Here is a 20,602-nt window from a genome sequence, read left to right on the forward strand (position 1 = left end):
CTCGGGTGAAACAGGTTGTGCAGAACTACAAGAGCGGCGAACTGGCGCTGCTCGACGTGCCCGTGCCGGGGTGCAAGCCCGGCGGGGTGCTGGTCCGCAGCGCCTACTCGCTGATCTCCACCGGCACCGAGCTCATGAAGGTGTCCGAGGCCGGTATGTCGATGGTGGGCAAGGCCCGCTCCCGGCCGGACCAGGTGGCCAAGGTCATGCAGAGCGTGGCCACCAACGGGGTGCCCGCCACCTACCGCAAGGTGATGGGCAAGCTCGACTCGTACACACCGCTCGGCTACTCGCTGGCCGGGGTGGTCGAGCAGGTCGGGCCCGGGATCGACGATGTGAAGGTCGGCGACCTCGTGGCCTGCGCGGGCAACGAGCACGCGCTGCACGCCGAGCTGAACTGGGTGCCGAAGAACCTCTACGCCCCGGTACCCGACGGCCTCGCGCCACGGCACGCGGCCTTCGGCACGGTCGGGTCGATCGCGATGCAGGGCGTCCGGCAGGGCGAGCCGCAGCTCGGCGAGGTGGCGCTGGTCATCGGCCTCGGCCTGATCGGGCAGCTCGTGGCCCAGCTCCTCACCGCCTCGGGCGTACGCGTCGTCGGGGCCGACCCCGACCCGGCGCGCTGCGAACTCGCCGAGCGCCTGGGCGCCGTGGCCTGCGGGGATCCCGCGTCCGCGGCCGTGGAGGCGGCCGTCGCCGAACTCACCGACGGCCACGGCGTGGACCAGGTGTATCTGGCCGCGGGCGGCGGCAGCAACCAGCCCGTCGAGCTGGCCGCCCGGCTCTGCAGGGACCGCGGCCGGGTCGTCGACATCGGCAAGTGCCGTCTGGACCTGCCCTGGAACGCGTACTACGAGAAGGAACTCGACGTCCGCTTCTCCCGCAGTTACGGCCCCGGGCGCTACGACCCGGCGTACGAGCTGGAAGGACGGGACTACCCGATCGGCTATGTGCGCTGGACCGAGCGCCGCAACCTGGCGTGCTTCCTCGACCTCCTCGCCCGTGGCCGCGTCGACGTGGAGCCCCTGATCTCGCACGTCGCCGCCTTCGACGATGCCGTCGAGACCTACCAGCGCCTGAAGGACGGCGAGTTGAAGGCCGTAGCCGTCCTGTTCCGCTACCCGGGCCGCACGGAGGACCCGGCCGGGGCGGAGACCCCCGCGCCCACGGTGACCGTGCCTGCCGTGCCCGCGGTGCGACGCGGCGGCACGGCGGCCACCCCGGCCCGGTCGGCCGACGCGCCCGTGCGGGTGGCGTTCGCCGGCGCCGGGAACTACGCGACGTCGATGCTGCTGCCGCACCTGGCACAGCGCGACGGCGTCGAGCTGTCCACGGTCGTCACCACGACGGCCTTGTCCGCGGCCAACGCGAAGCGGAAGTTCGGCTTCGACGAGGCGAGCACCGATCTCGACGCCGTGCTCGACGACAAGTCCATCGACGCGGTCTTCGTCGTCACCCGGCACAGCTCGCACGCCGAACTGACCCGCAGAGCGCTGCTCGCGGGCAAGGCGGTGTTCGTGGAGAAGCCCCTCGCCCTCTCCGAGGACGAACTGGCCGGTGTGCTCGCGGCGGTGGAGGAGTCCGGCAACGACCGGCTGCAGGTGGGCTTCAACCGCCGCTTCGCACCGCTGCTCCAGGAGGCCAAGAAGCGGTTCGGCGCCAGGACCGGCCCGGCGAGTCTGCGCTACCTGGTCAACGCGGGCCGCCTGCAGCACGGCAGCTGGTACCTCCAACAGGGCACCGAGGGCTCCCGGTTCGCCGGTGAGGGCGGCCACTTCATCGACACGGCGAGCTGGCTCCTCGACGCGGACCCGGTATCGGTGTACGCCACCGCCGCGCCCGGCAACGAGGACCTGCAGGTGCTGCTGCGATACCCCGACGGGTCCACCGCCACCATCAGTTACGTCACCACCGGCGCGGCCGGCTTCCCCAAGGAGACCCTGGACCTCGTCGCGGACGGCAAGGTGCTGCGGCTCGACGACTTCGTCCGTGCCTCGCTGTATGCCGACGGCGGGGCCGGACGCAAGCGCTGGGTCAGTTCACGGCTGCCCAAGGCCCGGGACAAGGGGCAGAACGCCGAACTGGCCGCGTTCATCAAGGCCGTGCGGACCGGCGGCCCCATGCCGGTGCCGCTGGAGTCGCTGGTCGCCACCACGGCGGCCACCCTCGCCGTGCCGTCCGGCCTGGCCGGCGGCGCGCCGGTGACGTTGGCGAGGGCGCGATGACCGTGAGCACCACCGCGGGCTGGTACCTGCGGCGACTGTCCCGGATGGGACCGCTGGAGGTCGCAGGACGGGCGGGCGACACGGTCCGCAGACGGCGCTGGCGGGCCGAGCCGCCCGACGCGCCCGACGTGACCGGCGCCCGGTTCACCGCGTTACTGCCCGCGGGGACGCTCGCCGCGATAGCCCCGGACGCCGCGAAACGTCTCGTCGCCGAGGCGGACCGGCTGATGGAGGGGCACGCCGAGTTCTTCGGGGTGGTCCGCGACGACCTGGCCGATCCGGACTGGTGGTACGACCCGAAGACCGGGCGCCGGGCCCCGGGGGGCTACGCCTTCGACGTGCCGTACCGCAGCGAGGACGCGGCCGGGGACATCAAGCAGATCTGGGAGCCGTCCCGGCACCAGTACCTCACCGTGCTCGCCGCCGCCTACGCGATCACCGGTGACGAGCGGTACGCCGAGCGCGTGGCCGGGCAGCTGCGGTCGTGGTGGGCGGTCAACCCGCCGCTGCACGGCGTGCACTGGATCAGCGGTATCGAGCTGGGGATCCGGCTGCTGTCCTGGGTGTGGATCCGCCGGCTCCTCGACGGCTGGCCGGGCGCGGCCCCTCTCTTCGAGGACAACCCGGTGGCGCGGAACCAGATCTGGCACCACCAGCGCTGGCTGGCCGCCTTCCCCAGCCGGGGCTCGTCGGCGAACAACCATGTCATCGCCGAGGCGGCCGGGCAGTTCGCGGCGGCGTGCGCGTTCGGCTGGTTCCCCTCCTCCGCACGGTGGCGGACCGACGCGCTGCGGACCCTCGACCGGCAGCTGCGCGCCAACACCTTCGGCTCCGGCCTCAACCGCGAACTGGCCAGCGAGTACCACGGACTCGTACTGGAACTGGGCCTGGCCGCGCTGGCCGAGGCGGACGCCGCCGGCGTACCGGTCCCCGCGACGGTCCGCCTGGTGCTGCTGCGGATGACCGACGCGCTCGCCGCCGTCGTGGACGACCGGCTGCGGCCACCGCGCCAGGGGGACGCGGACGACGGACACGGTCTGGTCGTGGACGGCACGGGCACCGACCGCTGGGCCTCGCTGCTGGCCACCGGGGACGCCGTGTTCGGCCGGCTCGACTGGTGGCCGGAGGTGACCGGCACCGATGTACGCACCCCGCTGCTGGCCGCGCTCGTCCGCCCGTACGCGAAGGGCCGGCCGTCCCCGAAGAACCAGCCCTCCCCGGAAAAGGGGGCCGCGCAGGCCGTGGCCCGCCCGGCGAGCCGGCCGGCCCACTTCGCCGACGCGGGCATGACGGTCCTCCGGGGCCCCGCCAAGATCTGGTGCCGCTGCGACGGCGGTCCGCACGGCTTCCTGTCCATCGCCGCGCACGCCCACGCGGACGCGCTGTCCGTGGAGGTCCGGCACGACGGGGTCGACGTCCTCGCCGACCCGGGGACGTTCTGCTACCACGGGCAGCCCGAGTGGCGGCAGTACTTCCGCTCCACCCTCGGCCACAACACCCTGCAGCTGGACGGCACCGACAGTTCCGTCTCCGGCGGCCCGTTCCTGTGGACCCGGCATGCCCGCAGCCGCGTCCTCGACACGGACACCTCCGACGAGGGCGTGTCCCGCTGGTGCGCCGAGCACGACGGGTACCAGGGCTCCGTGCACCGCCGCCGGGTCGAACTGACCGCCAAAACAGCGGAGTTGCGCGTGGTGGACGAGGTCCGGGGCCCGCGCCGGGCCGCGCGCCTGGCCTTCCACCTGGGGCCGGCGATCACCGCGGACCTGGCGGGAGACCGGGCCGTACTCACCTGGACGCGGGACGGCGAGAAGCGCTCCGCGGTCCTCGACCTGCCCGGGCAGCTCGACTGGGGGGCGCACCGCGGCGAGAGCGACCCGCCGCTCGGCTGGTACTCCCCGGGCTTCGGGCGCAAGGAGCCCGCCACCACGCTCGTCGGCACCGGCTTCACCGACAGCGCGCAGCAGTTCACGACCGTACTCGGGTTCCGCGACTAGGGAGGGGAGGAAGCGTGCGATTCAAGTGGCGCAAGCGGGCGTTGCCGGTGGCGGCGCTGGCTCTGCTGGCGACCGGGTGCGTGAGCACGCCGGGCCCCCCGTCGAAGCCGACCGCCGCGCCGTCCACATCCGGCGCCCGGTCCGTGGCCGGGGTGTGCGCCAAGCCCGCGGCCGGACCGGCGAAGGCACCGGAGGGCGCGGTGACGGTCGACCCCGCGAAGACCGGTGACCTGGCCACCAAGACCAAGAGCAGCCCTCCGAACACCACGTTCTGGCTCAAGCCGGGAACGCACAGGCTCGAAGCGAACCGCTACGCCCAGGTCATCCCCAAGAAGGGAGACCGCTACCTCGGCGCGCCGGGCGCGGTCCTCGACGGCCGCAAGACCAACCAGTACGCGTTCGGCGGCAGCGCCCGTGACGTCACCATCAGCCATCTGACCGTGCAGAACTTCGTCGCGCCGCACGACGAGGGCGTGGTCAACCACGACTCGGCCGACGGATGGGTGATCGAGCACGCCACGGTCCAGCGCAACTCCGGCGCCGGGCTGATGGCCGGCGCCCGCCAGCAGGTCCGCGCCAGCTGTCTGCGCGCCAACGGCCAGTACGGCATGAACGCGTACAAGGCCGGCGGCCCCCTCAAGGACCTGGTCATCGAGGGCAACGAGATCACGGGCAACAACACCGGCGACTGGGAGCGGCGGCGGGAGGGCTGCGGCTGCACCGGAGGCGTCAAGTTCTGGGCCGTCGACGGCGCCGACATCCGAGGCAACTGGGTGCACGACAACCGCGGCGCCGGACTGTGGGCGGACACCAACAACAACGACTTCCGTATCGAGAACAATGTGCTTGAGGACAACGACGGCGCCGCGCTGATGTACGAGACCAGCTACAACGCGGTCATCCGCAAGAACACGATCCGGCGGAACAACTGGGTCGAGGGCCGCCGGTACGCCGAGCGCGGCGACAGCTTCCCCTTCGCGACCGTCTACCTCTCCGAGTCCGGCGGCGAACCCCGGGTCCGCGCCCGCACGGACAAGATCGAGATCTACGGGAACGTCCTGGAGAACAACTGGTCCGGCATCACCCTGTGGGAGAACGCCGACCGGTTCTGCAACAGCCCCGCCAACACCTCGTCCGGCGACTGCACGTTGCTGACGCCGGACACCGACCGCTGCGTGCGGCCGGCGATCGCCCGAGCGCCGCTCTACGGCGACTGCCGGTGGAAGACCCAGCGCGTGGACATCCACGACAACCGCTTCACGCTGGACAAGTCCGTCGTCAAGTGCACGGCGAAGTGCGACCGCATGGCGGTGCTCTCCAACTACGGCACCTATCCGAAGTGGTCGCCGTACAAGGGCGAGCGGGTGGCCGAGGCGATCGTCCGCAAGCAGCACAACCGCTGGCACGACAACGTGTACGTCGGACCCTGGCAGTTCGTCGCCCACGACCCCAGCCGGGTGCTCGACTTCGGCCAGTGGCAGGGCACGCCCTACCGGCAGGACAGCGGCAGCACCCTCGACCCGCGGGCCGGTGGCTGAGATGACCGAGGACCTGCGGAGCGGCACACCGAAGCTCGTCGGCGTCGTCTGGGGACTGCTGATCCTCAACACGCTGGGCTCCGCCGGGGCGAAGACCATCGTCCCGCTGCCGCGCTCGCTCATCCAGCTGGTCACCATGGGCGCGCTGGTCGCCGCGTTCACGCTGGCGCTCGCGCTCAATCTCCGGCTGCGCATCCGGGCCAGCGCCTTCGTGCTCCTGCTCACCCTGCTGCTGGTGCCGAGCCTGATCTCCAGCCTCCAACTGGAGTCGGGGCTGGGCGCGTTGTTCCGCTGCGCCCGGCTGGCCCTCTTCGTCGGCACGCTGTGGCTGCTCAGCCGCTGGTGGGACGGCGACCTGACGTTCGTACGGCACCACATCCGGATGTACTTCGCGGTGCTCGGGTCGGTCGCCGCCGGGCTGGTCGTCTCACCGGGCGCGGCCATGCCCGAGCTGTACGGCGGGCGGCTGGTCGGCGCGCTGTGGCCGCTCACCCCGCCGCAGATCGGACAGTACGCGGCGGTGATCATCGGGCTCACCGTGCTGCTCGTACTGGGCCGCCGGGCCGACCGGACCAGCGCGACGGTCGTCATCGTGCCCTCGCTCGTCCTGCTCGCGCTGACCCACACCCGGACGGCCACCATCGGCATGCTCATCGGGCTGGTGCTGGCGATCGGCTCGCTCGTCCTGACCAGCGCCGCCGCCCGCCGCTTCTTCACCTGGGCGGTGCTCGTCGCCGTGGTGGCCGCGGTGGGATTCGCCTCCGCGCTGCGGGCCTGGTTCCTGCGCGGACAGAGCGAGGAGAACCTCACCAGCCTCACCGGCCGGGCCAAGGTCTGGGACGCCCTGCTGGCGGCGCCCCGGACGGCCGGGGAGAAACTGTTCGGGATGGGCCTGGGCGACAAGTCGTTCGGCGGGCTGCCGATCGACAACAGCTGGCTGGCCGTCTACCACGAGCAGGGCTGGATCGGCGTCACCCTCGTGGCGGCCGTCTTCGTCGTGCTGGGCGGGGTCGCGCTGCTGCGGCCCCCCTCGCTGCCGAGGGCCTGCGCGATTTTCCTGATCAGCTACTGCGCCATCGCGTCGTACACCGAGGCGGGCCTCGGCGACGCCTCGCCGTATCTGCTCCATCTGGCCCTGGCCGCCTCGCTGCTGGCGGTACCCGCCCCGCCCCCGCCCCCGTTGCAGCCCGCAGTCCCCAGACGACATGTCCCGAGCTGGGCCAAGGAGGGGAGGTGACCTCGAACATGCACGTCCTCGTGGTGCACAACCGCTACAACTCGGCACAGCCGAGCGGGGAGAACAAGGTCGTGGACCAGGAGGTGGAGCTGCTGCGTGCGGCCGGCCACCGGGTCGGCCTGTTCGAGCGGCGCAGCGACGACATCGCCGCCCGGTCCCTGCTGGGCAAGGCCGCGCTGCCGCTGCTCGTGCCGTGGAACCCGGCGGTCCGCTCGGAGCTGGCCGACCGGCTCCGCACCGAGCGGCCGGACGTGGTGCACATCCACAACGTCTTCCCGCTGCTGTCGCCCGCGGTGCTCGCCGCCTGCGCCGACGCGGGCGTGCCCGCCGTCGCCACGCTGCACAACTACACCCAGGTCTGCCCGCCCGGCACGCTCCAGCGGGACGGCCGGCCGTGCACCGAGTGCGTCGGCTCTTCGCCGCTGCCCGCCGTGCGGCACGGCTGCTACCGCGGCTCCCGGCTGGCGACGGTGCCGCTCGCGGTCAGCCTGTCGGTCAACCGGCGGCGGTGGTGGTCCGGCGTGGAGCGGTTCTTCTGCATCTCCGCCGCACAGCGCGACGTCCTGGTGCGGTCCGGCATGCCCGCCGAACGGCTCGCGGTGAAGCACAACTTCGTGCCCGAACCGGACGTCCGCCGCTCGGGCCCCGGCGAGCACCTGCTCTACCTCGGCCGCCTCGCGGAGGCCAAGGGCGTACGGCTGCTGATGGCCGCGTGGGACGAGATCGCCGCGAGCGGCGGGGTGGGCGTACCGCTCGTGATCGCCGGTACGGGACCGCTGGAGGCCGAGGTGAGTGCCTGGGCGGCGGACCGGGACGACGTGCGCCACGTAGGCCTGTACGACCCCGCCCAGTGCCGGCAAGCCATCGCGCGGTCGGTCGCCGTGGTGGCCCCCTCGACCTGGCTGGAGGCGTTCGGCCTGGTGGCCGTGGAGGCCATGGCGGCGGGGGTGCCGACCGTGGCCGCCGGTCACGGAGCCTTCGTCGAACTCGTCGAGGACGGGGTGAGCGGGCTGCTGCACCAGCCGGGCGAGCCCGCCTCGCTCGCCTCCTGCCTGCGCCGGATCACGGCCGGGCAGGAGCGCAACCAGGAGATGGGCCGGGCGGCCCGGCGCCGGTACGAGCAGGGCTTCAGCCCGGCCGTCGGCCTCGAACGCCTGGTGGAGGGGTACCGCACCGCGATCGCGGGTCGGTCCGGCGGCGGGGACGGCCCGCCGCCGATACGTGACGGAATCACTGGCTCGCGGCGGGGACACCGGCGCGAGCGGGATGGGGGCAGTAGATGACACGATGCCGACTCTGCGGCTCGGCGGCGCTGGAAAGCGTCGTCGACCTGGGAGCGACCCCGCCGTGCGAGAGCTTTCTCGCCGCGGACCGACTGGACGAACCCGAGCCGGCGTACCCGCTGCACCTGCGGGTCTGCACCGACTGCTGGCTCGCGCAGATCCCTCCGCTGATCACGCCGGAGGACACGTTCAAGGAGTACGCGTACTTCTCCTCGTACTCGACCTCCTGGGTGGAGCACGCGCGGACGTTCGTCGCCGACGCCGTGCAGCGGGTGGGGCTCGGCCCCGACGCCTTCGTGGTCGAGGTCGCGAGCAACGACGGATACCTGCTCAAGCACGTGGTGGACCGGGGGATCCGCTGCCTGGGCATCGAGCCGTCGGTGAACGTCGGGGCCGCGGCCCGGGACGCGGGGGTGCCCACGCTCACGGAGTTCCTGTCCCCGCGGACCGGCGCCGCCGTCCGCGCCGAGCACGGCCCGGCGAACCTGGTCGTCGCCAACAACGTGTACGCGCACATCCCCGACGTGGTCGGCTTCACCCAGGGACTGCGCGCCCTGGTCGCCGACGACGGCTGGGTCTCCATCGAGGTGCAGCACCTGCTGACCCTCATCGAGGAGAACCAGTACGACACGATCTACCACGAGCACTTCCAGTACTACACGGTCGCGTCCGCGGCCCGGGCGCTGGCCAGTGGCGGACTCACGCTCGTGGACGTCGAGTTGCTGCCCACGCACGGCGGCTCCATCCGGCTGCTGGCCCGGCCCGCCGAGGTGGCGGGCGAGCCGTCCCGTCGGGTGGCCGAGGTACTGGACCGGGAGAAGGCCGCCGGGCTCCAGGAGCTGTCCGGATACACCGAGTTCTCCGCGCGGGTCGCCAAGGTCCGCCGGGACCTCCTGAAGTTCCTCATCGAGGCGGCCGAGCGCGGCGAGACGGTCGTCGGCTACGGCGCCCCCGGCAAGGGCAACACCCTGCTCAACCACTGCGGCATCCGGCCCGACCTGCTCGCGTACACCGTCGACCGCAACCCCTACAAGCACGGCAGGTTCACCCCGGGCACCCGCATCCCGATCCTGGCGCCCGAGCAGATAGCCGCCGACAAACCGGACTACGTCCTCGTCCTGCCGTGGAACCTGCGCACCGAGCTGGTCGAGCAGTTGTCCTACGTGCACGAGTGGGGCGGCCGGCTGGTCTTTCCCATTCCGGAACTCAGCATCGTCGAGGACGCGTCGTGAAGGAGATCGCAGCATGAAGGTTGTTCTGTTCTGCGGCGGTTACGGACTGCGCATGCGCGACGGAGCCTCCGACGACACGCCCAAGCCGATGGCGATGGTCGGCCCCCGACCGCTGATCTGGCACGTCATGCGCTACTACGCGTACTTCGGGCACACGGAGTTCATCCTGTGCCTCGGCTACGGGGCGCACCACATCAAGAACTTCTTCCTCAACTACGAGGAGACGACGTCCAACGACTTCGTGCTGCGGGGAGGACGCACCGAGCTGCTGTCCACCGACATAGCCGACTGGACGATCACGTTCGCGCAGACCGGCATCGAGTCCCCGATCGGGGAGCGGCTGCGCCGGGTACGGCACCACCTCGACGGCGACGAGATGTTCCTCGCCAACTACGCCGACGTGCTCACCGACGCCCCGCTGCCCCAGATGATCGACCAGTTCGCCCGTCGCGACGCCGGCGCGTCGATGATGGTGGTGCCTCCGCAGTCCTCGTTCCACTGCGTGGACCTCGGCGAGGACGGCCTGGTCGGAGGCATCACCGCGGTGAGCGACATGCCGCTGTGGGAGAACGGCGGCTACTTCGTGCTCCGCCAGGAGATCTTCGACCACATCCCGGCGGGCGGCGACCTGGTCGCCGACGGATGCGCCCAACTGGCCAAGCAGGGAAGGCTGGTGGCGCACCAGCACCGCGGCTTCTGGAAGCCGACCGACACCGTCAAGGAGAAGGCCGCGCTCGACGAGGCCTACGCCCGGGGCGACCGCCCGTGGGCCGTGTGGGAGCGGGACGGCGTGACCGCGGACAGAGCCGGCGTCACGGCGGGGACCGCGTGATCGGGCTCGGGTCCGGACGTCTGGACCGGATCGTCGCGGTGGGCGCGCACTGCGACGACATCGCCATCGGCGCCGGCGGCACCCTGCTGACGATGTGCCTCGCCCGGCCCGGCCTCCGCGTCGACGCCCTGGTGCTCACCGGCGGCGGCAGCGAGCGCGAGCAGGAGGAGCAGGCCGCGCTCGCCGCCTTCTGCCCCGGCGCCGACCTGCGGCTGACCGTGCTCAAACTGGCCGACGGCCGGCTGCCGGCGCAGTGGGAGGAGGCCAAGGCCGCCGTCGAGGAGCTGCGCGCGCGCACCGACCCGGACCTGGTCCTCGCCCCGCGCACCGACGACGCGCACCAGGACCACCGCGGCCTGGCGCGACTGCTGCCCACCGCGTTCCGCGACCACCTCGTACTCGGCTACGAGATCGTCAAATGGGACGGCGACCTCGGCCGGATGGCGGCGTACCAGCCGCTGACACCGGACACCGCCGAACAGAAGGTGCGGCTGCTGCAGGAGCACTACCCCTCGCAGCGGCACCGGCCCTGGTACGACCGGGAGGCCTTCCTCGGCCTCGCACGCATCCGCGGCATCGAATGCCACGCGCGCTACGCCGAGGCGTTCGCCGTCCACAAACTCACGCTCGACCTGGGCACTTGTGACCTGGGCACTTCACCACTGGGGGAATGAACCTTGCGCGTACTGCTGACCGGACACCAGGGCTACCTGGGCACCGTGATGGCCCCGGTCCTCAGCTCCGCCGGACACGAGGTCGTCGGCCTGGACGCCGGCCTGTTCGCCGACTGCGTCCTCGGCCCGCGGCCCGACGACCCGCAGGGGCACCGGGTGGACCTGCGCGACATCACGGCCGACCACGTGGCCGGGGTGGACGCCGTGATCCACCTGGCCGCGCTCTCCAACGACCCGCTGGGATCGCTGGCGCCCGACCTCACCTACGACATCAACCACCACGCCTCCGTACGACTGGCCCGGCTGGCCCGCGAAGCCGGGGTGCGGCGCTTCCTGTACGCGTCCACCTGCTCGGTCTACGGCGCGGCCGGCGGCGGTGAACTCGTGGCCGAGGACGCCCCGCTGCGCCCCGTGACGCCGTACGCGGAGTCGAAGGTGCGGGTGGAGGACGACCTGCACGCGCTCGCCGACGACGACTTCAGCCCCGTGTTCATGCGCAACGCCACCGCCTTCGGCTACTCGCCCCGGCTGCGCGCCGACATCGTGCTGAACAACCTGGTGGGCCACGCGCTCCTGTCCGGCGAGGTGCTGGTGCTCTCGGACGGCACACCCTGGCGCCCGCTGGTGCACGCCGCAGACATCGCACGGGCCTTCACGGCCGCGCTGAGCGCGCCCAGGGAGGCCGTGCACGACCGGGCGTTCAACATCGGCAGCGAGGTCAACAACGTCACGGTCGCCGAGATCGCCGAACAGGTCGCCGAGGCGGTCGCCGGCTCGAAGGTGCGGATCACCGGTGAGAACGGCGCCGACCCGCGCTCGTACCGGGTGGACTTCTCCCGGTTCCGTGCCGCGATCCCCGGCTTCGACTGCGAGTGGACGGTGAAGCAGGGCGCCCACGAACTCGCCGACGCCTACCGGAAACACGGGCTGACCAAGGAGGACTTCGAGCGGCGCTTCACCCGCCTCGCCGTGCTGCGCGCGGCCTCCGAGGCCGGCTCCGTCGACGACACCCTGCGGTGGCGCCGATGACCACGCCCGGCGAACAGATGCACGCGCTGGTGGAGCGGCTGTACCCGCTCTGCCGGAGCATCACCGGCGACGGGGTGCGCGCCACCCTGGAGATCGTCGACGAGTACGTTCCGCTGCGGGTGCACGAGGTGCCGACCGGGACGCAGGTGCTCGACTGGACGGTCCCGCAGGAGTGGAACATCCGGGACGCCTACATAGCCGACAGCGCGGGCAACCGGGTCGTCGACTTCGCCGCGTCCAGCCTGCACGTACTCGGCTACAGCGTGCCGGTGGCGAAGACCATGCCGCTGTCCGAGCTGCGCGAACACCTCCACACCCTGCCGGACCGGCCGACCTGGGTCCCGTACCGCACGAGTTACTACGAGCCGAAGTGGGGCTTCTGCCTGGCCCAGGAGACCCTGGACGGGCTGCCGGACGGCGAGTACGAGGTGTGCGTCGACTCCACCCTCGCCGACGGACACCTCACCTACGCCGAGCACGTCGTCCCCGGGCAGGTCTCCGACGAGGTGATCGTCTCCTGCCACGTCTGCCATCCGTCGCTGGCCAACGACAACCTGGCCGGCGTCGCGGTGGCGGCCTTCCTGGCCCGGGCACTGGCCAAGACGACGCCGTACTACACCTATCGGTTCATCTTCGCGCCCGGCACCGTCGGGGCGATCACCTGGCTGGCCCGCAACGCCGAACGGATCGAGCAGATCAAGCACGGGCTGGTGCTGGCCTGCGCCGGCGACTCGGGCCAGTTGAACTACAAGCAGAGCAGGCGCGGCGACGCGGAGATCGACCGCGTGCTGCAGCATGTGCTGGCCGCCTCCGAACGCCCGCACCGGATCAACGAGTTCACCCCGTACGGCTACGACGAGCGGCAGTACTGCTCACCCGGGTTCAACCTCGGAGTGGGCTCGCTCAGCCGGACCCCGTACGCCGGCTACCCCGAGTACCACACCTCGGCGGACAACCCGGACTTCGTCTCCCCGGAGGCGATGGAGGACACCCTCGCCGTCTGCCGCGAGGCCTTCGCCGTGCTCGACCGCAACCGGAGCTACGTCAACCTCAGCCCCTACGGCGAACCACAGCTGGGAAGGCGAGGGTTGTACGACTCGCTCGGTGGCCGCAGCGACGCCAAGCAGGCCCAGCTGGCCATGCTCTGGGTGCTCAGCCTCTCCGACGGCGAGCACAGTCTGCTGGACGTCAGCGAACGGGCCGGGCTGCCCTTCGACACCGTCGCCGTCGCCGCCGACGCCCTGCACGGCGCCGGGCTGATCAAGGCATGACGCCGATGGCCACCGAGGGGGACAGGACGCCGACACCGGCGGACCGGGCAGCGGACGCCCGCCGGTCCGCCGACCGGTCCGCCCGGCGGGGGATCGTCGGCCGGCTGTCCTGGGGACTGGCCGACCAGGCCGCCTCCAGCATGACCAACTTCGCGGTGGGCATCTACGTGGCACGCTCGCTGGGGCTGACCGCGTTCGGCGTGTTCAGCCTGGCCTGGCTGACCTACGGCGTGGTGCTCAACGTCGCCCGCGGGCTGGCCACCGATCCGCTCGTGGTGCGCTTCAGCGGCGTACCGGAGGCGTCCTGGCGCTCGGCGGCGGCCCGGTCGTCGGGCGCCGCACTCGGCGTGGGCACCGTCCTCGGCGCGGTGTGTCTGCTGGTCGGGCTCGGTCTCGGCGGGCGCGTGGGACCCGCGTTCGCCTGCCTCGGCCTCGCCCTGCCCGCGCTGCTCCTGCAGGACGCCTGGCGGTTCGCGTTCTTCGCCGCGGGAGCCGGACGCAAGGCATTCTTCAACGACCTCGTGTGGGGCGTCGCGCTCATCCCGGCCATGGTGATCGCGGCCCGCGTGGACACCGTGGCCGCCTTCGTCCTCGCCTGGGGCGCCTCCGCCGCGGTCGCCGCCGGGTACGGCTGCTTCCAGTCCGGCATCCGGCCCCGCTTGACCCGGGCGCGCGGCTGGCTGCGCGAACAGCGCGATCTCGGCTACCGGTACCTGGTCGAGAACGTCAGCCTCAGCGGCGCCGGCCAACTGCGGGCGTACGGGCTCGGTGCGATCGTCGGCGTCGGCGCGGTGGGCGCGGTCCGGGGCGCCGAGCTGCTCCTCGGCCCGTTCCTCGCGCTGCTGATGGGGCTTTCCCTGGTCACCGTCGCGGAGGCGGCCCGTGTACTGCGGCGGGCCCCGCACCGACTGGCCAGGTTCTGCCTCCTCCTCGGCGGCGGCCAGGCCGTCGCCGCGCTGCTCTGGGGCGCGGCACTCCTGCTGATGCCGGACAGGGCGGGCGAGTTCGTGCTCGGCGGCGTCTGGGACTCCGCCTCGCAGCTCATCGTGCCGGCCACGCTCGGCGTCGCGGGCGCCGGCCTCGGCAGCGGCGCGGCGGCCGGGCTGCGCGCACTCGCCGCGGCCGGCCGCAGCCTGCGCTGCCAACTGTTCGCCTCCGCCTGCTACGTGGGCGGCGGCCTCGGCGGGGCCGCCCTGGCCGGCACGGTCGGCTCGGCCTGGGGCGTCGCCGCCGCGACCGTCTGCGCCTCGGCCGTCTGGTGGTTCCAACTGCGGTCCGCGCTGCGCGAGCGCGGCCACCATCCCATCCCCGAAGTGAGGACCCCATGACCGCCCAACCCAGGCTGAGCATCGGCCTGCCCGTCTACAACGGCGAGGAGTACCTCGCCGAGTCGTTCGACGCCCTGCTCGGCCAGACGTACGAGGACTTCGAGCTGGTCGTCTCCGACAACGCCTCGGCCGACGGGACCCAGGACATCTGCCGCGCGTACGCCGCGCGGGACTCGCGCATCCGCTACATCCGGCTGCCCCGGAACATCGGCGCGGCCCCGAACCACAACTACGTGTTCACCGAGTGCCGCGGCGAACTGTTCAAATGGGCCTCGCACGACGACCTGTACGCCCGCGACCTGCTGAGGGCCTGCGTCGAGACCCTGGACGAGCGGCCCGACGTGGTCCTCGCGCACAGCGGCCAGGCCGTCATCGACGGCGACGGCAAGGTCAAAGTCCCGTACGAGTACGGGCTGGCCACCGACTCGCCGCACGCGCCGGAGCGCTTCCGCAGCCTGCTGTTCGAACCAGGAGGCGACGACTTCTACGGCGTGATGCGGGCCGACATGCTGCGCCGGGTGAAGCCGCACGACAGCTACCACCACGCCGACCGCACGTTCGTCGCGGAGATCACCCTGCACGGCCCCTTCCACCAGGTGCCGGAGCTGCTGTACTTCCGCCGCGACCACCCCACCCGCGCCGAGCGGGCGAACCCCTCCAAGCGCTCCCGCTGCGTCAACCTCGACCCGCGCCGGGCAGGCCTCCTGCACCCGACACCGCGGCTGCTCGCCGAGTACGTCTGGGGCTTCGCCTCGGCGATCCGGCGGGCCCCGCTGTCCACGGCCGACCGGCGCGCCTGCTACCGCCACCTTGCCTCCTGGATGACCAGCCGGGCCCGGCCGGGCGCCGGCGAGCGGGTCGAGGACCGCGCCCCGGTCGACCCGGGCCGGCTCACCGTCTCCGTGGACGCCGTCGTCGCCGGCCGCGAGGGCAGGCAGGCATGACGTCCGGAACCGAGGTGCCTGGGGTGCCTGGGGTGCCTGGGGGTGAAACCCCGGTGCGCGTCGGGGTGTTCGGCCTGCTCGGCTCCGGCAACCTCGGCAACGACGGGTCGCTGGAGGCCGTGCTCGGATACCTCCGCACCCGGCACCCGGACGCGGCCGTGGACGCGCTGTGCGGCGGACCCGAGGTCGTCGAGGCCCGGTACCGGATCCCCGCGACCCGGCTGCACTGGTACCGGGGGGAGTACCGGACCGCGTCACGCCTGGGGGCGATCGCGGGAAAGGGCCTCGGCAAACTCGTCGACGTCTTCCGCACCGCCGCCTGGGTGCGCCGGCACGACGTGGTGATCGTGCCGGGCATGGGCGTCCTGGAGGCCACACTGCCACTGCGGCCGTGGGGCTTCCCGTACTCGCTGTTCCTGCTCTGCGCGAGCGGCCGGCTGTTCGGCACGCGGGTCGCGCTGGTCGGCGTCGGCGCCGCCGCGATCGGTGACCGGCCGACCCGGGCTCTGGTGCGCTGGTCGGCGCGGCTGGCCGCGTACCGGTCGTACCGGGACACCCTCTCGCGGGACGCGCTGCGGGACATGGGCGTGGACACCGCGCACGACGAGGTCTACCCGGACCTGGCGTTCGCCCTGCCGACACCGCCGGCGAACGCGTCCTCGGAACAGGCGGCGGGCTCCCCGGGTCCGGTCTGCGTCGGTGTCATGGACTTCCACGGCGGCAACGACGACCGTGCCCGCGCCGAGGAGATCCACCGCCGCTACCTCGACGGGACCACCCGGTTCGTCCGCGCGCTGGTCGAGGACGGCAGGCCGGTCCGGCTGCTCACCGGCGACCAGTGCGACGCGTCGGTGGTCGCCGCGATCCTCGACGCGGTGCGCTCACCGCTGGTCACCGCCTCCGAGGCGTCCTCGCTCGCCGACCTGATGAAGGAGATGGCGGCGGCCGACACCGTCGTGGCGACCCGCTACCACAACCTGATCTGCGCGCTGAAGGTCGGCACACCGACGCTCGCCCTCAGTTACGCGGCGAAGAGCGAGGCGCTGATGGCCCGGATGGGTCTCGACGCGTACTGCCACCCGGCCCGGGAGGTCGACGCCGACCGGCTTATGCGGCAGTTCCGGGAGCTGGAGCGGAGATCGCCGGAGGTCCGGCGGACCCTCACCGAGCGCAACCTGATCGCCGCCCGCCAACTCGACGACCAGTTCACCGCGTTGACCTCGGCCCTGTTCCCGGCCGCCCACCCTGCGCACGCCCTGCGGAAGGCCTCATGAAAGCGACCGAAGTCCCGGCGATCGCCGGCGCGTACCTGTTCGAGCCGACGCCGTACGCCGACGAACGCGGCTTCTTCTGCCGCACCTTCGACGCCGACGTGGTCCGCTCGGTGGGCCTGGACCCGAACGCCTTCATCCAGGACAGCGTGTCCCGCTCGGTCCGGGGCGTCCTGCGCGGCCTGCACCTGCGCTCCGGAGCGGGGGAGGCCAAGCTCGTGCGGTGCTCGTACGGGAAGATCTTCGACGTCGTCGTGGACCTGCGGCAGGACTCGCCGACGTACCGCGAGGTGGCTTGGTTCGAGCTGTCGGGTGAGACGCAGAAGACCCTCTACATCCCGGCGGGCTGCGCGCACGGTTTCCAGGCGCTGACCGAGACCGCCGACACCTCGTACCGCATCGACCGCCCGCACGATCCGGCCGAGGACGTGACGATCGCCTTCGACGACCCGGAGCTGGCCGTTCCCTGGCCGCTGCCCGCCGTATCGATGTCCCAGCGGGACCGGGAGGCGCCGAGCCTCGCCGAGGTCCTGAAGCAGAGAGAGAGCTGAAGCAGGCGTGGACACCGAAGACACCGAAGCCACCGAAGCCACCGAAGCCACCGAAGCCGGTCAGGAATTCACCCTGCCGCGGTCGCGGCTGGCCAACGAGCGGCTGCACGCCCTGATCCCCGGGGGCGCGCACACGTACGCCAAGGGCGACGACCAGTACCCCGAGAACCTGGCCCCGGTCATCGACCACGGTCGCGGGGCCCACGTCTGGGACGTCGACGGCAACCGCTACATCGAGTACGGCTCCGGCCTGCGGTCGGTCAGCCTCGGCCACGCCCACCCGCGGGTGATCGAGGCGGTACGCCGCGAACTGGACCGCGGCAGCAACTTCGTACGGCCGTCCCTCGTGGAGGTCCAGGCCGCGGAACGCTTCCTGGCCACCGTGCCGACCGCCGAGATGGTGAAGTTCGCGAAGAACGGCTCCGACGCCACCACCGCCGCGATACGCCTCGCCCGTGCGGTCACCGGACGCCCGAGGGTGGCCATCTGCGGCGACCACCCATTCTTCTCCACCGACGACTGGTTCATCGGCACCACCCCCATGCCGGCCGGCATCCCGGCGACGACCACCGACCTCACGGTGACGTTCCCGTACGGGGACCTGGCGGCCACGGACGAACTGCTCACCCGGCACCAGGACGACATCGCCTGTCTGATCCTCGAACCCGCCACCCACACGGAACCGCCGCCCGGATACCTCGCCGGGCTGCGCGAACTGGCCGACCGGCACGGCTGCGTACTGATCTTCGACGAGATGATCACCGGTCTCCGCTGGTCCGAGGCGGGCGCCCAGGGCCTGTACGGCGTCGTCCCCGACCTCTCCACGTTCGGCAAGGCGCTGGGCAACGGGTTCGCCGTCTCCGCGCTGGCCGGGCGCCGCGACCTCATGGAGCGGGGCGGGCTGCGCCACTCGGGAGAGCGGGTGTTCCTGCTGTCCACGACGCACGGAGCGGAGACGCACTCCCTGGCAGCGGCGATGGCCGTGCAGGCCACCTACGTCGAAGAGGGCATCACGGCACGGCTGCACGCCCTCGGTGAGCGGCTGGCCGCCGGTGTCCGCGAGGCCGCGGCCGGTATGGGCGTCGGCGACCACGTCGTCGTACGGGGCCGGGCCAGCAACCTGGTCTTCGCGACGCTCGACGAGAACGGGCAGCCGTCGCAGGAGTACCGCACCCTGTTCCTGCGCAGGCTCCTGGCGGGCGGGGTGCTCGCCCCGTCGTTCGTGGTGAGCAGCGCGCTCAGCGAAGCCGACATCGAGTACACCGTCGACGTGGTGGCCCAGGCCTGCGCGGTGTACCGGAAGGCGCTGGACGCGGGTGACCCCGGCCCGTGGCTGGGCGGACGCCCGGTGAAGCCGGTCTTCCGCCGCCTGGCGTGAGGTGAGGTGGCGTCAGCGGTGCTCCGGCTGAGCGGCGCCGGCCGTCCGGTCGCTCAGCCGCCCGGTCGCTCAGCCGCCCGGTCGCTCAGCCGCCCGGTCGATCAGCCGCCCGGTCGATCAGCCACGCGGTCGCCGGTACCACCGCCAGCGCCGTGCACCAGCCGCCGAGGACGTCGGTCGGGTAGTGCGCGCCCAGGGCGACCTGCGCCCAGCCCATGGTGGCGCCCGCCACCAGGCCCGCGGCGAGCACGAGCAGCGCGCCGACCCCCCGGCCGAGGCCGGACCGCCCGATGACGAGCAGCGCCACGATGAGCGCGAGCGCGGTGAGGAAGGCGGTGTGCCCGCTCGGGTAGGACAGATTGTCGGGGCCGTGGATGGTGCGTCCCACCAGGGACTTGAGGAGCGTGGCCGTCACCACGGTGACACCGACGCCGGCCACGACGAACACGGCCGCGCGAGTGCGCCGACGCAGCAGACAGCCCGCCACGGCGACCAGGATCAGCGCCGCCGCTCCGACGGGCTCGCCGAGGAAGTCGACGGCGAGCGCGACGCCCCGCCACGGCTGCCGCACGCTGTCCGCGGTCGGTTCGACGAACCATCTGTCCACCGTGCCGGGTTCGCTGTGACCGGCGTACATGGCTCCGAGCGCGACGACCACGAGTGCGGCGAGGGCGGCGACCGACGCGAGGCAGGTGCGCAGCGGCGTGGGCAGTACGGGGGGCGCCGGGCGGGAATCGGTGTCCAAGGCCACGTCTGCCTACTCCGCCGCAAGCGCTATGAACGCCGCCCACTGGTCCCGGCCGACCCGAAGCACCGGCCCACTACCCGCGACTTTCGAGTCCCGTACGAGGACGGTGTCCGGCCTGGCGGCCACCTCCACGCAGTTGCCGCCCCCCGAACCGCTGTAGCTGCTCTTGAACCAGCGCAGCCCGTCCACGTTCTCGGATGCCTGCTCCACGCTCATGCCTCTCCAACCAGCCGTTCGATGAGCCGTGCAGACTCGACGCTGTTCAGAGCCCGCGACCGCAGCTTGCCATACCGCAAGCCGAGGGCACTGACCACTGCGGGGTCGTGCACCACGCATCCGACTTCCTGGGACTCGATGTAACCGAGGTGCTGGTGCTCCTTGGTCTCCAACACCACGAACGGCCCGTTCAGGCCAGGGTGGAACCCGCACGCGGCAGGCATGACCTGTACTTCCACGTTTCGCAACGTACGCACCTCAAGCAGGTGCTGCCATTGTCCGCGCATGACCTCCGCGTTGGCCACCGCCACGCCGCCGGCAGATCGGGCCCCTCCTCCTTCGGCTTCGCCGTGCGCGCCGTGCGCGCCGTCCGCGTGTCCCCGACGTCCCGTACCGTCCTCACAGCCCACGCCCTTCCATCCCACTCCGCACCTCACCGGTCGATGTTCAACGCGGCTCGCGGAAACCGGGACACGCGCCGGACCCGTACAACGCCCGTACAACTCCCGTACGAACACCCGGGCGCGCGGCCGAGCCGGCGTCGAACACGGTGCGCCACGGTAGGAACTGGTGCTGTGAAACCGGCGATGTCACCGATGCCGTAGGGCCGGAGCAGCCCTATGGTGTTGCTGCTTCGGACGGCACGGGCCCCCACGGCCCGGTCGCAGGTCGTCCTTCGGATCCATTTCGCACGCAGGATCGTGCACCGCCCCAACGCGCCATCCGAGACAACCTCATTGCTTCCGTGACGTGACGCCACGTCCTGCGACTCGCGTCGGACAGGGCCGGGCAAGCCGGGGCTCGACCAGCCACGGCACGCTCGACCGGCCACGAGCAGGGCACGCACC

The 20,602-nt window shown here is 72.2% G+C and carries 18 protein-coding genes; 15 read left to right on the forward strand and 3 right to left on the reverse strand.

The annotated features are described in order from the left end of the window. Positions 1-5 precede the first annotated feature (5 nt). From ACH4DZ_RS29740 to ACH4DZ_RS29810, 15 genes are read left to right on the forward strand one after another with little or no spacing between them, the layout of a single operon-like run. Positions 6-2,225, forward strand: coding sequence for a bi-domain-containing oxidoreductase (locus tag ACH4DZ_RS29740; RefSeq protein ID WP_398290463.1), 2,220 nt, complete (start codon positions 6-8; stop codon positions 2,223-2,225). Then, complete coding sequence (locus ACH4DZ_RS29745; protein ID WP_398290464.1) at positions 2,222-4,222, forward strand: alginate lyase family protein; 2,001 nt, start codon at positions 2,222-2,224, stop codon at positions 4,220-4,222. The genes ACH4DZ_RS29740 and ACH4DZ_RS29745 overlap by 4 nt, the downstream gene beginning before the upstream one ends. Before the next feature lie 14 nt (positions 4,223-4,236). Beyond that, entirely contained in the window at positions 4,237-5,760 is a 1,524-nt protein-coding gene (locus tag ACH4DZ_RS29750; protein ID WP_398290465.1) for a right-handed parallel beta-helix repeat-containing protein, read from the forward strand. A gap of 1 nt (position 5,761) precedes the next feature. Beyond that, positions 5,762-6,997: an O-antigen ligase domain-containing protein gene (locus tag ACH4DZ_RS29755; RefSeq protein ID WP_398290466.1), complete on the forward strand. Its 1,236-nt coding sequence runs from the start codon at positions 5,762-5,764 to the stop codon at positions 6,995-6,997. 8 nt (positions 6,998-7,005) lie between these two features. Then, on the forward strand, positions 7,006-8,280 hold the full coding sequence (locus ACH4DZ_RS29760) for a glycosyltransferase (protein WP_398290662.1): 1,275 nt from the start codon (positions 7,006-7,008) through the stop codon (positions 8,278-8,280). After that, entirely contained in the window at positions 8,277-9,512 is a 1,236-nt protein-coding gene (locus ACH4DZ_RS29765; RefSeq protein WP_398290467.1) for a class I SAM-dependent methyltransferase, read from the forward strand. Before ACH4DZ_RS29760 ends, ACH4DZ_RS29765 begins: the two co-directional genes overlap by 4 nt. A gap of 13 nt (positions 9,513-9,525) precedes the next feature. Continuing rightward, positions 9,526-10,344 (forward strand): glucose-1-phosphate cytidylyltransferase, encoded by an 819-nt coding sequence (locus tag ACH4DZ_RS29770; RefSeq protein WP_398290469.1) that lies wholly within the window; start codon positions 9,526-9,528, stop codon positions 10,342-10,344. Next, positions 10,341-11,018: a PIG-L deacetylase family protein gene (locus ACH4DZ_RS29775; RefSeq protein WP_398290470.1), complete on the forward strand. Its 678-nt coding sequence runs from the start codon at positions 10,341-10,343 to the stop codon at positions 11,016-11,018. Before ACH4DZ_RS29770 ends, ACH4DZ_RS29775 begins: the two co-directional genes overlap by 4 nt. Positions 11,019-11,021: 3 nt before the next feature. Beyond that, positions 11,022-12,047, forward strand: a complete 1,026-nt coding sequence (locus ACH4DZ_RS29780) for an NAD-dependent epimerase/dehydratase family protein (protein ID WP_398290471.1) — start codon at positions 11,022-11,024, stop codon at positions 12,045-12,047. Next, entirely contained in the window at positions 12,035-13,318 is a 1,284-nt protein-coding gene (locus tag ACH4DZ_RS29785) for a DUF4910 domain-containing protein (protein WP_398290472.1), read from the forward strand. Before ACH4DZ_RS29780 ends, ACH4DZ_RS29785 begins: the two co-directional genes overlap by 13 nt. A gap of 5 nt (positions 13,319-13,323) precedes the next feature. After that, positions 13,324-14,646, forward strand: coding sequence for a hypothetical protein (locus tag ACH4DZ_RS29790; RefSeq protein WP_398290473.1), 1,323 nt, complete (start codon positions 13,324-13,326; stop codon positions 14,644-14,646). After that, positions 14,643-15,590: a glycosyltransferase family 2 protein gene (locus tag ACH4DZ_RS29795; RefSeq protein WP_398290474.1), complete on the forward strand. Its 948-nt coding sequence runs from the start codon at positions 14,643-14,645 to the stop codon at positions 15,588-15,590. The genes ACH4DZ_RS29790 and ACH4DZ_RS29795 overlap by 4 nt, the downstream gene beginning before the upstream one ends. 32 nt (positions 15,591-15,622) lie before the next feature. Continuing rightward, a complete protein-coding gene (locus ACH4DZ_RS29800) occupies positions 15,623-16,864 on the forward strand; it encodes a polysaccharide pyruvyl transferase family protein (RefSeq protein ID WP_398290475.1) in 1,242 nt (413 codons plus the stop codon). After that, positions 16,861-17,412 (forward strand): dTDP-4-dehydrorhamnose 3,5-epimerase, encoded by a 552-nt coding sequence (rfbC, locus tag ACH4DZ_RS29805; RefSeq protein WP_398290476.1) that lies wholly within the window; start codon positions 16,861-16,863, stop codon positions 17,410-17,412. The genes ACH4DZ_RS29800 and rfbC overlap by 4 nt, the downstream gene beginning before the upstream one ends. Positions 17,413-17,419: 7 nt before the next feature. Continuing rightward, positions 17,420-18,790: a glutamate-1-semialdehyde 2,1-aminomutase gene (locus ACH4DZ_RS29810; protein ID WP_398290477.1), complete on the forward strand. Its 1,371-nt coding sequence runs from the start codon at positions 17,420-17,422 to the stop codon at positions 18,788-18,790. An 85-nt stretch (positions 18,791-18,875) separates the two neighbouring features. Here ACH4DZ_RS29810 and ACH4DZ_RS29815 read toward each other — a convergent pair whose 3' ends face one another. Genes ACH4DZ_RS29815 through ACH4DZ_RS29825 form a run of 3 tightly spaced genes read right to left on the reverse strand, consistent with a single transcriptional unit; the run spans position 18,876 to position 20,065 of the window. Next, positions 18,876-19,541: a phosphatase PAP2 family protein gene (locus ACH4DZ_RS29815; RefSeq protein WP_398290478.1), complete on the reverse strand. Its 666-nt coding sequence runs from the start codon at positions 19,539-19,541 to the stop codon at positions 18,876-18,878. Positions 19,542-19,547: 6 nt separating this feature from the next. After that, a complete protein-coding gene (locus tag ACH4DZ_RS29820; protein WP_398290479.1) occupies positions 19,548-19,754 on the reverse strand; it encodes a DUF397 domain-containing protein in 207 nt (68 codons plus the stop codon). After that, the gene (locus tag ACH4DZ_RS29825; RefSeq protein WP_398290480.1) at positions 19,751-20,065 is read right to left on the reverse strand and encodes a Scr1 family TA system antitoxin-like transcriptional regulator; all 315 of its coding nucleotides are present in this window, start codon (positions 20,063-20,065) and stop codon (positions 19,751-19,753) included. Before ACH4DZ_RS29825 ends, ACH4DZ_RS29820 begins: the two co-directional genes overlap by 4 nt. Positions 20,066-20,602 lie beyond the last annotated feature (537 nt).

This window comes from Streptomyces sp. NPDC017991 (genome assembly GCF_044328075.1).
GTDB lineage: Bacteria > Actinomycetota > Actinomycetes > Streptomycetales > Streptomycetaceae > Streptomyces.